General features: G+C 72.4%; 12 protein-coding genes. 9 read left to right on the plus strand and 3 right to left on the minus strand.

Going from position 1 to position 12529, the window contains the following annotated elements; genetic code table 11:
• Positions 1-23: 23 nt before the first annotated feature.
• Both ACGFI1_RS18365 and ACGFI1_RS18370 read left to right on the plus strand, forming a co-directional pair.
• A complete protein-coding gene (locus ACGFI1_RS18365; RefSeq protein WP_392786528.1) occupies positions 24-2759 on the plus strand; it encodes a helix-turn-helix transcriptional regulator in 2736 nt (911 codons plus the stop codon).
• Positions 2760-2813: 54 nt separating this feature from the next.
• Positions 2814-3113, plus strand: coding sequence for a cupin domain-containing protein (locus ACGFI1_RS18370; RefSeq protein ID WP_240808633.1), 300 nt, complete (start codon positions 2814-2816; stop codon positions 3111-3113).
• On the opposite strand, the gene ACGFI1_RS18375 is transcribed toward ACGFI1_RS18370, so the two are convergent.
• The 3 genes from ACGFI1_RS18375 to ACGFI1_RS18385 form a co-directional block, all read right to left on the minus strand.
• Positions 3095-3457 (minus strand): DUF1330 domain-containing protein, encoded by a 363-nt coding sequence (locus tag ACGFI1_RS18375; RefSeq protein ID WP_392786530.1) that lies wholly within the window; start codon positions 3455-3457, stop codon positions 3095-3097. The two genes, ACGFI1_RS18370 and ACGFI1_RS18375, sit on opposite strands and share 19 nt — an antisense overlap.
• Before the next feature lie 62 nt (positions 3458-3519).
• Positions 3520-3888: a nuclear transport factor 2 family protein gene (locus tag ACGFI1_RS18380; RefSeq protein ID WP_392786532.1), complete on the minus strand. Its 369-nt coding sequence runs from the start codon at positions 3886-3888 to the stop codon at positions 3520-3522.
• Positions 3889-4032: 144 nt separating this feature from the next.
• Positions 4033-5343, minus strand: coding sequence for a hypothetical protein (locus tag ACGFI1_RS18385; protein ID WP_392786534.1), 1311 nt, complete (start codon positions 5341-5343; stop codon positions 4033-4035).
• A gap of 167 nt (positions 5344-5510) precedes the next feature.
• Here ACGFI1_RS18385 and ACGFI1_RS18390 point away from each other — a divergent pair, with 167 nt between their 5' ends.
• The 7 genes from ACGFI1_RS18390 to ACGFI1_RS18420 all read left to right on the plus strand — a co-directional run bounded on the left by ACGFI1_RS18390 (position 5511) and on the right by ACGFI1_RS18420 (position 12524).
• Positions 5511-6698 (plus strand): sensor histidine kinase, encoded by a 1188-nt coding sequence (locus ACGFI1_RS18390; RefSeq protein WP_301174641.1) that lies wholly within the window; start codon positions 5511-5513, stop codon positions 6696-6698.
• 55 nt (positions 6699-6753) lie between these two features.
• Positions 6754-7518 (plus strand): LytR/AlgR family response regulator transcription factor, encoded by a 765-nt coding sequence (locus tag ACGFI1_RS18395; RefSeq protein ID WP_138641533.1) that lies wholly within the window; start codon positions 6754-6756, stop codon positions 7516-7518.
• Between the two features lie 41 nt (positions 7519-7559).
• Positions 7560-7928, plus strand: coding sequence for a hypothetical protein (locus tag ACGFI1_RS18400; RefSeq protein ID WP_387070896.1), 369 nt, complete (start codon positions 7560-7562; stop codon positions 7926-7928).
• Complete coding sequence (locus ACGFI1_RS18405; protein ID WP_392739520.1) at positions 7925-9655, plus strand: sodium/solute symporter; 1731 nt, start codon at positions 7925-7927, stop codon at positions 9653-9655. The genes ACGFI1_RS18400 and ACGFI1_RS18405 overlap by 4 nt, the downstream gene beginning before the upstream one ends.
• A 187-nt stretch (positions 9656-9842) precedes the next feature.
• Entirely contained in the window at positions 9843-10250 is a 408-nt protein-coding gene (locus ACGFI1_RS18410) for a DUF485 domain-containing protein (protein WP_392786536.1), read from the plus strand.
• Complete coding sequence (locus ACGFI1_RS18415; protein ID WP_301174645.1) at positions 10247-11857, plus strand: solute symporter family protein; 1611 nt, start codon at positions 10247-10249, stop codon at positions 11855-11857. The genes ACGFI1_RS18410 and ACGFI1_RS18415 overlap by 4 nt, the downstream gene beginning before the upstream one ends.
• A gap of 262 nt (positions 11858-12119) precedes the next feature.
• A complete protein-coding gene (locus tag ACGFI1_RS18420) occupies positions 12120-12524 on the plus strand; it encodes a PGPGW domain-containing protein (RefSeq protein ID WP_392786538.1) in 405 nt (134 codons plus the stop codon).
• Positions 12525-12529: the final 5 nt, after the last annotated feature.

The raw sequence follows: 12529 nt of genomic DNA on the forward strand, positions 1-12529 counted from the left end.
GACAAGGGGTGCGAGGGGCGATCGTGGCGGGGTTGGTCGAGCTGTGCGGGAGAGACGCGGAGGTCGCGGCGGTCGCGGGGCTGCTTGAGGGGGCGCGGCGGGGTGAGAGTGCGGTGCTGGTGCTGCGGGGGGAGCCCGGTATCGGCAAGACGGCGCTGCTCGACCATGCCGCTGGGGCGGCCGGGGACATGCGGACGGTTCGCGGTACGGGTGTCGAGTTCGAAGCGGAGTTGCCGTACTCGGGGCTTCAGTTGCTCCTGCGTCCGGCCCTGGGAGGTCTCTCCGCGTTGCCCGGTCCGCAGCGTGAGGCGCTGGAGGCGGCGTGCGGGCTGCGGGAGGGGGACGGGGCCGACCCGATGCTGGTGGGGCTTGCGGTGTTGTCCCTGCTCACGGACTACGCGGGCGCGGACGGGGCGCTCTGCCTGGTCGACGACGCGCAGTGGCTCGACCGGGCCTCGCGGGACGCGCTGCTGTTCGCCGCTCGGCGTCTGCGGGCCGAGGGTGTGGTGATGATTTTCGCCGTTCGGGAGGGTGAGGGCGCCTTTCCGGCGGCAGGGCTTCCCGAGTTGCGGCTGGACGGGCTGTCGCCGGAGGCCGCTGCGGCCCTGCTTGATCGGTCGCCGCTTGCTCCTGCTCTGCGCTACCGCCTGCTGTCCGAGGCGGGCGGGAATCCGCTGGCTCTGTTGGAGTTGCCGGTCGCTCTGGCCGCCGAAGGTGGTGGGGCGTTCGCGCCGCGCGCTCTGCCGTTGACCGACCGGCTGCGGCTGGCGTTTCACGGGCAGGTCAGCCGAATGCCGGAGGCGTGCCAGAGCGTGCTGCTGACGGCGGCGGCCGAGGAGTCCGGTGAGGTGGCCGTGATCCTGCGCGCTGCCGGGGTGCTGGGGGCGAGTGTCGAGGCTCTGGCGCCTGCTGAGCAGGCCGGCCTGGTGCTGCGCGGGGAGGCCGAGGGGACGATCCGGTTTCGTCATCCTCTGGTCCGCGCCGCGGTTTACCAGCGGGCGCCGCTTGGGCAGCGGCTCGCTGTTCACCGTGCGCTCGCCGAGGTTCTCGACACGCCCGAGCAGGGTGATCGGCGGGCGTGGCATCTGGCGGCCGCCGCCACCGGGCCCGATGACGAGGTCGCCGGTGCGCTGGAACGTGCGGCCGTCCGCGCCGGGGAGCGCAGCGGGCACAAGGCGGCCGCGGCCGCGTACGAGCAGGCCGCTCGGTTGAGCACCGGGGCGGACGCTCGGGCTCGGCGTGAGGCTCTGGCGGCGGAGGCGGCGTTGGAGGCTGGGGATCTGGAACGTGCTCGGGCCTTGGGGGTGAGTGCGTTCCGGCGGCTGGAGCAGGATCCGGTTGGGAATGCGCGGATTGCGGCGGTGCGGGCGCACGTGGACTTCTGGCAGGGGTCTTATGCCGCTGCGCATCGGGCGCTTGTTGAGGGTGCTGCGGTTGTCGGCGACGTGGATCCGGAGCGGGCTGCTGCGCTGTTGGTTCAGGCCGTCCACCCGTCTTGGTATTTGGGGGAGCGGGTGCTGGCGGAGACGTTGGGCGGGTTGTCCGCGCTGCGGTTGGACGGGGAGAGCCCGTTCGCGCCTGTTGGTCCTTATCTTGCTCACCTTGATCGGGAGCGTGCCGGTCGGCCTCCCTCGTTGGGGGAGACGCTGGATGCTGTGCGGCGGCGGGGTGGGGTGCCTGATCGGGTGTTGATGATTCTTTGTGGTGCGGCGCTTGCGTTGGGGCAGGATGCCGACGCGCACGCGTTGGCGACGGAGTTGGCCGCCGAGCAGCGTGCTCGGGGCGGTGCCGGACGGCTGCCGACCGTGCTGTTCTTCGTGGCCGAGGGCGAGGTGTTCACCGGGCGGCATCTGGACGCGCTCGCCACGGCGTCGGAGGCCCTGGAGCTCGCCCGCGACACCGGGCAGCGGCAGTGGGTGGGCCAGTTCAGCAGCGTGCTCGCCTACCTCGACGCGGCGCGGGGACGGGAGGCCGACTGCCGGCGCAACGCCGAGGAGGGGCTCGCCGGTGCCGCCGTCGGGGGTGTCTCGCCCGGCGCGCCGTGGGCGCACTGGTCGCTGGGGCTGCTGGACCTCGGGCTCGGCCGTGCCGAGGCCGCGCTCGCCCGTTTCGAGCGGCTGACCCGCGAGCCGATGCGCCACCACATCTGCGCCACCCGTTCCACCCCCGACCTGGTCGAGTCGGCCGTCCGGGTCGGGGCGCCGGAACGTGCCGTGGAGCCGCTGGAGCGGTTCGAGCGGTGGGCGGAGTCGGTGCGGCAGCCGTGGGCGGACGCGCTGGTGCTGCGCTGCCGCGGGCTGCTCGCCGCCGACGATCGGGCCGAGTCGTTCTACACCGAGGCCCTGAGCCTGCACGACCGGGACGACCGCGCGCTGGAGTACGCCAGGACCGCGCTGCTCTACGGCGAATGGCTGCGCCGGGCGCGGCGCAAGGCGGAGGCGCGCGGGCGGCTGGAGGACGCGCTGGACGTCTTCGAGCGGCTCGGCATGCGTCCGTGGGCCGAGCGCGCCCGCGGCGAACTGACCGCCACCGGTGTCCCGGACCGAGGCCCCCGGGGCGGTGGCGCGGCCGTCACGCTCACCCCGCAGGAACTCCAGATCGTCCGGCTCGCCGCGCGGGGCCTGTCCAACCGCGACATCGCGGCGCAGCTCTTCCTCAGCCACCGGACGGTCGGCTACCACCTCTACAAGGCGTATCCCAAGCTCGGCGTCGCCTCCCGGGGCGAGCTGAAGGGCGTCGCCGACCTGCTCGGACTGTGAGAGGCTGCCCCCGTGACGGCTCCTGAACAGGTACTTTCCGGGCAAATCCTGCCCGTGGACGTCGATGGGGTCCCCGCGGTCGAGCTCGGTCCCGGCGTCCACGTCCGGATGCTGCCGGGCATGCCGGGCATCCGGACGTGGGTGATCGACCTGGCACCGGGCGCCGAGTGGCCGGGGCTGGACGTGCACGAGACCTACGGGGAGGCGTACTTCGTCGTACGCGGCGAACTCATCGAGGGGGACCTCGTCCACGGGCCCGGTACGTATGTGGCGTTCGGTCCCGGGACGAGCCACCGGCCCCGCACGGAGACCGGTGTGCGCGCCTTCGGGTTCAACTACGACGTCCCCGCCTGACCGGCGGCGAGCGCGTCCCGCATGGCCCGCACGGCGGGGGACGGGTCGTAGCCGTCGGGGACGCCCTCGACCATGATGATGTCGCCCTCGATGTGCCGCGAGCGCAGCGGTGCGATCTCCCGGTACGCGGGCGAGTCCCACCAGGCCCGCGCCTCGGCGGTCCCGGGGAAGCCGATCATCACGACGGCTCCGGGCCAGCCGCCCTCCAGCACCTCGTGCGCGGTGACGTGCACGAGGTAGCGGCCGCCGTGCGGCGCGAAGGTGCCGGGCAGGCGCTCGATGTAGTCCGCGATCTCCGGGTGCGGCGGGGCGTCCTGCAGATGGGCGATGACGTAGGCGGTCATGAGTCCTCCTCGGGGTGCGTGGACGGCGGGGGCGGACCGTCGCGAGCCCGCCCCCGGGGCGGTCAGGCTCCGGCGGGCACCTTGTCGAGGAAGCCGAGCACTTGGCGGATGCGCCCGTCCTCGCCGATCACCGCGACGTCGAAGCCGATGACGACGGGCTCGCCGCCCTCCGGGCCCAGGTGCCAGGTGAACCGCGCGATGTCGTGGTGGGCGTCCACCGCGCCGCCGAGGCTGAAGACCAGCCCGCCGAACTGCGCCTGGACGGCCGCGATGGTGGCGTCGAGCCCGTCCCTGCCCCGGACGGACGCCAGCGGGTCGGTGTAGACGGCGTCCTCGGCGAAGACGTCCGCCAGGACGGCCCGCCGCGCGGCCGCGTCGGTCTCGTTCCACGCGGCGAGGTAGCGCTGGACCAGCTCGGTGACGTCGCTCATGTGCTTCTCCTTAGTGCGTGCCCTTGCTTGTGACCACCACGCTAGGGACGCCGGAGAAGCGGGGAATCTGACGTGCTTAAGTACTTTTCGTGCGAGGCGTGCCGCGCCCGGCCGGAGAGTGCCCCCGGCCGGGCGCGGGGCGGGTCAGGTCGGGTAGACGGAGTAGACCATGCGCTTGCCGGGGTGCTCGCCCACGGTCCAGAACGTGCCGAGCAGCGGGTTGGCGGGGTCGGTACCGCTCTGCCAGTGGGAGAGGTCCTCGGGGCCGATGCTCAGCGGCTGCTTCCTGTCGATCACCAGGTTGACGGTGGAGGAGTTCGCCGGCTCGGTGGTGATGAGGTCTCCGGCCGTGTTCTCGCCGTGGCTGCGGCTCAGGTACCAGCGGCCGTTGAAGCGGGTCGCGCCCTGGACGTTGCTGTCCGGCAGCTTGTGCGCGACGTCGGCGTTCCACCGGTAGGCCGTGTCCATGATCAGGTTGTTGTTCGCGTCGAACGCCCCCGAGATCGGCCAGGCGGCGACGCGTCCGTTGGCCTCCTGGTCCCCGGCGCAGTACTCGCCCGCGATGAGGTGATCGGTGCCGCTGCGGTCGAGGGAGACGTAGGAGAACTGCGGCGACTGGTCGGAGAAGGTGCACGTGGTGCCGGTCGGGGCCGTCCGCGTCCAGGAGCCGACCTGCGGCATGACGTAGCGGTAGCCGTAGCCGTAGTAGGTGTCGCCGTGGAGGCCGACCTTGTCGGCGCCGCTCGTGGTTCCGTTCGGGGACGCGCCGAGGTCGTAGATGCGGCGCATGTCGAACATGCGGAAGCCGCGGGCGGTGTCCGCGACGAACAGGTAGTTGCCGTACCAGAGGATGCCGCCGGCGTGCAGCGCCTTGTTGTAGTCGCTGGTGGCGGGGTCCTCCGACACCCTGACCGTGTCGTAGTCGCCGTCGGCCCGCGGGTACACGAGCAGGACGTGCCGGTAGGCGCCCGTGTTCGGGTCCATGAAGCTGATGCGGACGCCCTTGACCATGCCGTCGCCGTTGTCGTTGTGGTCGTACCAGCTGACGAGGACGGGCTGGTAGCCGTTGCCCCACTCCTGGTCGGCCTGCATGTCGGCCACGGTCGTGACGCCTTGCGGGTACCACTGGCCGGTGTCCCTGTCGTCGTCCTGGAAGCACATGCTCCGGCCGATCGTGGGACGGGGGCCGCTCTCCGCGATGGCGGCGGGCTCGCAGGCGGTGCCGTTGCCGGTGGGATTGTCGTCCCGCCGGTTCAGGTCGTTCATGATGTCGGTGACGGTGCCCTTGACCAGGGGCAGGTTGTCGGCGCGGGTCTGCAGGTCGGTGCCGTAGGAGTTCGGGCGGAGCTGGAAGTTGGAGAGGGAGAGTTCGTCCGCGTGGGCGGGGGCCTGTAACGCGGTGAGCAGGGGGACGGACAGGGCCAGGGCGGCAAGGGCGGCCAGACTTCGGCGCATGCGCACTCCTCACGGCCGGGCCCGGCCGTGAATCTGGGGGGAGTGGGCGGGCTCCGGCCAAGATCGACGATGTCGGCTTGAGCAACATGTCACGAATGTCTGGTTTGTGCTAGCAGGAAAAGTGATCAGCTTCACTTTCCGGGGCGGACCCGGCATAAGTTTGCGGGATGGACGTTGCCGTAGCCGTGGCCGCGACCCTGGTGGTGACCTGGGTCCCCGTGCTGCTGTGGTGGCGGCGGCAGGGGCGGGGCGGTGATCTGGGCGGGCCCGCGCGGCGGGCGACGTTCGAGATGCTGCACACCGCGTCCCGCGCGGCGCCCGCGTTCCGGGCCGGGCTGACCGAGCAGGGCGCGCAGAAGGCCGCGCGGCACCTGCGGGCCCTGCTCGACTGCCGGGCGCTCGCGATCACCGACGGGGAGCGGCTGCTGGCCTGGGACGGGGAGCACGGGCACCACGCGGACGAGGGGCTCTCGCACGCCGAGGTCACGCTCGGCAACGGGCGCACGCAGGTGCACGACGTGACGTGCGACCGGATCGACTGCCCCATCCGGCGGGTCGTGGTCGTCCCGCTCGCCACCGACGACCGGGTGGTCGGGACCCTGGCGGCGTACGGCGAGGACGTCCCGGCCGGGCTGATCCGGGCGGCCGAGGAGGTCGCGCAGTGGGTCGACGCCCAGCTGGAGCTCGCCGAGCTGGACCATTCGCGGGCGCTGCTGATGGAGGCGGAGATGCGGGCGCTGCGGGCGCAGATCTCGCCGCACTTCATCTACAACTCGCTGACCACGATCGCGTCGTTCGTCCGGTCCGACCCGGAGCGGGCCCGGGAGCTGCTGCTGGAGTTCGCCGGCTTCACCCGGTACTCGTTCCGGCGGCACGGCGACTTCACGACGCTGGCGGAGGAGCTGCGGTCGATCGACCGGTACCTGCTGCTGCAGCGGGCCCGGTTCGGCGAGGAGCTGCGGGTGACGCTGCGGATCGCGCCCGAGGTGCTGCCGGTCGCCGTGCCCTTCCTGTGCCTGCAGCCGCTGGTGGAGAACGCCGTCCGGCACGGGCTCCAGGACAGGTCCGAGCCGGGCCTCATCACGATCGTGGCGGAGGACGCCGGGTCCGACTGCGTGATCAGCGTCGAGGACGACGGCATCGGCATGGACCCCGAGGAGGTGCGGCGGCTGCTCGCGGGCGAGCGCCGCATGCCCGGCGCGGACGAGTCCGGGATCGGGCTGGCGAACGTGGACGACCGGCTCCGCCAGGTGTACGGGGACGAGTACGGGCTCGCGGTCGAGACGGGCCCCGGCGCCGGGACGAAGGTCATCGTGCGGGTGCCGAAGTACCGTCCGGGCGTCACCGCCTCTTGACTGTGCCGGCGGGGTTGACTGGAATGTGGCGCACGACGAGGGAAGGGACGATGCGGTGGGCCTGCGTGTCCTTGCGGTGGACGACGAGCCCCCCGCGCTGGACGATCTCGTCCATCTGCTGCGCGCCGACCCGCGGATCGGGGAGATCCACACCGCGCGGGACGGCGCCGCCGCGCTGCGCAAGCTCGACCGGGCCCTCGCCGACGGGCGCCCCGTCGCCGCCGTGTTCCTCGACATCCGGATGCCCGGCCTGGACGGCACCGTGCTCGGCCGCGTCCTCGCCCAGTTCGCCCGCGCCCCGCAGATCGTGTTCGTCACCGCCTACGAGGGGCACGCGGTGGACGCGTTCGAGATCAAGGCGACCGACTACATCCTCAAGCCGGTGCGGCCGGAGCGGCTCGGGCTGGCGATCACGCGGGTGACGGAGGCCGCCGAGGAGGCCGGCTGGGCGGACGCCGTCCCCGACGCCGCGCCGGCCGAGCCGGAGCCGATGCCCGTCGAGCTGGGCGGAGTCACCCGGTTCGTCACGCCCGCCGAGGTGCTGTACGTGGAGGCGCAGGGCGACTACGCGCGGCTGCACACGTCCGGCGGCAGCCATCTGGTCCGCATCCCGCTGAACGCGCTGAGCGAGCGGTGGAGCGGCGCCGGGTTCGTCCGGGTGCACCGCAGCCACCTCGTCGCGCTGTCGGCGATCGAGGAGCTGCGCCTGGACTCGGGACGCTGCACGATCGTGGTCGGCGGCACCGAGCTGCCGGTGGCCCGGCGGCACGTCCGGGAGCTGCGCGACCTGCTCGTGCGGCGGGCGAGGAGAGCTCGCTGAGCGCGGGGGAGCGGCGCGAGATCGCGCCGGGGCGGACGCTGGTGACCGGGCCCCGGGCCCGGACCGTCCGGCGGCCGCGCTACCCGGTGACCCGGGAGATCGACGAGCAGACGGGGCTCGGCGAGGCGTACATGCGCTCGCTGCTGCGCACCCAGCTGCGGCTCGCCGTCCGGCTGTGCCTGGTGCTCGCGGTCGTGGTGCTCGGGCTGCCGCTGCTGTTCGCGCTCGTCCCCGAGGTCCGCGAGCGGGAGCTGTTCGGGCTGCCGCTGCCGTGGGTGGTGCTCGGCGGGCTGATCTACCCGTGGTTCGTGGCGTGCGGCTGGTGGTACGTCCGGCTGGCCGAGCGCAACGAGGACGACTTCGCCGACCTCGTCGACCGCGCCGACCGCCCACCGGGCGACCCCAAGTGAACGCTGCGTACGGGCTCGCCGGGGTGCTGCTCGTGGTGGTCGCCACGGTGCTGATCGGCGTGCTCGGCGTGCGCATCTCGCGGACGACGTCCGACTTCTACGTGGCGTCGCGGACGGTGACGCCGCTGCGGAACGCGTCCGCGATCGGCGGCGAGTACCTGTCGGCGGCGTCCTTCCTCGGCATCGCGGGGCTGATCCTCGCCTACGGCGCCGACATGCTGTGGCTGCCGGTCGGCTGGACGGGCGGGTACCTCGTCCTGCTCGTGCTGGTGTCGGCGCCGCTGCGCCGGTCCGGCGCCTACACGCTGCCCGACTTCGCCGAGGCGCGGCTGGAGTCGATGGCCGTGCGCCGCGTCGCGAGCGTCCTGGTGGTGCTGATCAGCTGGCTCTACTTGCTGCCGCAGTTCCAGAGCGCCGGGCTGGTGCTGCGGACGGTGACGGGCGCCCCGGTGTGGACGGGCGGGGTCCTCGTCGCGGTCGTCGTCGCGGTGAACGTGCTGGGCGGCGGCATGCGCAGCGTCACGCTCGTCCAGGCGTTCCAGTACTGGATGAAGCTGACCGCGCTCGCCGTCCCGCTGATCTTCCTGCTGCTGGCGTGGCGGGGCGACGGCGCGCCCGGCCTGTCGTCGGACGTCCCGCCGCGCTTCGCCGACCGGACGACCGTCGCGGTCGGCGTCGCCGTCACCGTCGACGTGACCGCGCCCGTGCAGGTCGTGGCGGACGGCCGCGTCGACGGGCGGTACCACGCGAACGTGCCGCTGACCCTGAACCCGGGGCGGCACCACATCGACCAGGACACGTCCGTCACCTTCCCTGCCGGCGCCGACGTCCCGCACGTCAGCGGGCGGCCCGTCACCACCGACCGGGAATGGGCGATGCCGCTCGACGGGCGCGACCACTCGCTGTACGCGACGTACTCGCTGATCCTCGCCACGTTCCTCGGGACGATGGGGCTCCCGCACGTCCTCGTCCGCTTCTACACCAACCCGGACGGGCGGGCCGCGCGGCGCACGACCGTGATGGTGCTGTCGCTGCTCGGCGCGTTCTACCTGCTGCCCGCCCTGTACGGGGTGCTCGGCCGCCTCTACACGCCCGAGCTGCTGATGACCGGGCGGGCCGACGCCGTCGTCCTGACCCTGCCCGGACGGCTGATCGGCGGGGTCGGCGGCGACCTCCTCGGCGCGCTGGTGACCGGCGGCGCGGTCGCGGCGTTCCTGTCGACGTCGTCCGGCATCACCGTGTCGGTGGCCGGGGTGCTCGCGCAGGACATCCTGCGCGGCGGCGTCCGGTCGTTCCGGGTGGGGACGCTGCTCGCGCTCACGGTGCCGCTGGCGCTGGCGATCGCGGCCCGGTCCCTCGCGGTCGCGGACGTGGTGGGGCTCGCGTTCGCCGTCGCCGCGTCCACGTTCTGCCCGCTGCTCGTCCTCGGGGTGTGGTGGCGGCGGCTGACCGTCCCGGGCGCGCTCGCCGGGCTCGTCACGGGCGGGGTGCTCGCGGGCAGCGCCGTCATCGTGACGATCGCGGCGGGGCCGCCGTCCGGGCTCGCCGGGGCGCTGCTCGCGCAGCCCGCCGCCTGGACGGTGCCGATCGCGTTCACCGTCATGATCCTGGTGTCGCTGTGCAGCCAGCGCCGGGTGCCGCCGGGCGTCGCCCGCATGATGGTCCGCCTGCACACTCCGGAGTCGCTCAACGTCGATCGCGGCACCTGGCGTCCCCGCAGGGTGTGACTGCGCGCCTTGCGACCCCGTCGGGGGGTGACCGTTCGTCGTGCGAAAGCGACCGTTCATCGACGGGGACGACATTCCGGCGACGATGACCGGCACCTTGCCGCAGCCCCGGCGCCGCCCCCTCGTCCCCTCCGAGCTGGATCTTTACCGTGGCGCGTGATTGGCGTCACAACAGAGGAGGGCGGTCGTGTCCGTCGATAAGAGCGCCCCCGGCACCGTCTATGAACGGTTCCAGGGCACCGAGGAGTTCCAGGAACTCCGCCGCAGGTTCCGCCGATTCGCATTCCCCATGACCGTCGCGTTCCTCAGCTGGTACCTGCTCTACGTCGTCCTGTCCGGGTGGGCGCGCGGCTTCATGGGCCACGAGCTGTTCGGGTCCATCAACGTCGCGCTGGTCTTCGGGCTGCTGCAGTTCGTGTCCACGTTCGGCATCGCGTACATGTACTCGCGGCATGCCGAGCGGCGCCTCGACCCGCTCGCCGACAAGGTGCGCGGGGAGGTCGAGGCGGCGCAGGCCGGCGGCACCGCCAAGGCCGTCGACACCACCAAGACCACCGGGGCCGGGACCGCCGAGACCGCGGAGGACGCCCGATGAGCAACGAGACCCTGTCGATCATCCTGTTCCTGGTGTTCGTGGCCGCCACCCTCGGGATCACCGTGTGGGCGAGCCGCAACACCAAGAGCGCGACCGACTTCTACGCCGGCGGACGCTCGTTCTCCGGCGCGCAGAACGGCCTCGCGATCGGCGGCGACTACATGTCCGCCGCGTCGTTCCTCGGCATCGCCGGGCTCATCGCGCTGTACGGCTATGACGGCTTCCTCTACTCGATCGGGTTCCTCGTCGCCTGGCTCGTGGCGCTGCTGCTGGTCGCCGAACTCCTGCGCAACTCCGGCCGCTTCACGATGGCGGACGTGCTGGCGTTCCGGATGAGCCCGCGCCCGGTGCGCACCGCCGCCGGCGTCTCCACCATCGTGGTGTCGATCTTCTATCTACTGGCGCAGATGGTCGGCGCGGGCGCGCTCGTCGCGCTGCTGTTCGGCTTCACCAGCGAGTTCGCCAAGGGCGCCACGATCGCGATGGTCGGCGTGCTGATGATCATCTACGTGGTGTTCGGCGGGATGAAGGGCACCACCTGGGTGCAGATCGTGAAGGCCGTCCTGCTGATGACCGGCGCGGCCCTGATCACGGTGCTGGTGCTGGGCGAGTTCGGCTTCAACCTGTCGTCGCTGCTGAAGGACGCCGCCACCGAGAGCGGCAAGCCCGACGCGTTCCTGGAGCCCGGCCTGCGCTACGCCACCGAGGAGTCCGGCCTCACCGGCAAGCTCGACCTGATCAGCCTCGGCCTCGCGCTCGTCCTCGGCACCGCCGGGCTGCCGCACATCCTGATCCGCTTCTACACGGTGCCGACCTCCCGCGACGCCCGCAAGTCCGTCATGTGGGGCATCGGGCTCATCGGGGTGTTCTACCTGTTCACCCTGGTGCTCGGCTTCGGCGCCGCCGCGCTCGTCGGCTCCAAGGAGATCTCCGCGGTCAACGCGGCGGGCAACACCGCGGCGCCGCAGCTCGCCGAACGCATCGGCGAGATCATGTTCGGCGACGCGGGCGGCACGATCCTGCTCGCGGTCATCGCGGCGGTGGCGTTCGCGACGATCCTCGCGGTCGTCTCCGGCCTCACCCTGGCCTCGTCCTCGTCGTTCTCGCACGACCTGTACGCGCACGTGTTCCGCAAGGGCAAGGCCACCGAGCGGGACGAGGTCCGCGTCGCCCGCATCGCCGCCTTCGTGATCGGCGCCGTGTCGATCGTGCTGGGCATCTACGCGCAGCGCCTCAACGTCGCGTTCCTCGTCGCGCTCGCGTTCGCGGTCGCCGCGTCCGGCAACCTGCCCGCGATCCTCTACAGCCTGTTCTGGAAGCGGTTCAACACCTCCGGCGCCGTCTCCGCCATCTACGGCGGCCTCGGCTCGGCGATCTTCTTCGTGGCGTTCTCCCCGGTGGTGTCCGGCTCGGAGAAGGCGCTGTTCACCGACCACGACTGGAGCTGGTTCCCGCTGGAGAACCCGGGCATCGTGTCCATCCCGATCGGCTTCCTGTGCGGCTTCCTCGGGACCGTCCTCAGCAAGGAGTTCAACGCCGAGAAGTACGCCGAGATCGAGGTCCGCTCGCTGACCGGAGCCGGCGCCGAGCAGGCGGCCGAGCACTAGATCCGCGGGGGGCGCCCCCGCCGCCCCCCGCCCTGCCCGCCGCGCGGGCGACCGTCGCCCGGTCCCGCGCGGCTCGCGGCCCCGTCCCGCCCCACGCCCCCTTGGGACGGGGCCGCTCCATGCCCGCCGAGTCCTTCGGCGGGCAAGTCTTTTCGGCGGGGTGGGCGGGGTTTGGCGAGGGCGCCGTGTGCAAGATCTACCGTTGGACGACACGGCGACGTGGCGGGGGAACGGTCCGGGCCCCGTCCGGGCGGGAGGGGCGATGGGGTACGGAAGGTCGGCCAAGCGCGGCATGGTGCTGGTCGGCGGGGGGCTGGTGCTGCTGACCGGCGCCGCGCTGCTGGTGCTGCCCGGGCCGGGGCTGCTGCTGGTGCTGGCGGGGCTGCTCATCCTCGCGCGGGAGTTCCCGGCGGTGGACCGCTACGTCGAGCCGGTCCGGGAGCGGGCGATCCAGGCGGCGGAGGACAGCGTGACCTCCTGGTGGCGGCTGACCGGGTCGATCCTGACGGGGCTGGCGCTGTTCGGGGCGGGGGTCGCGTGGGGGCTCGTGGAGGAACTGCCGTTCTCGGGATGGAGCACCGGGTCGGGTCTAATTCTGTCCGGGTTCATCCTTTTCGGACTGCTCTACTGGAGCTATCGGCGGGTCAAAGCCGGAAAAGCGCAATGAGTCGG

This window comes from Actinomadura geliboluensis (assembly GCF_043197915.1).
GTDB classification, from domain to species: domain Bacteria; phylum Actinomycetota; class Actinomycetes; order Streptosporangiales; family Streptosporangiaceae; genus Spirillospora; species Spirillospora geliboluensis.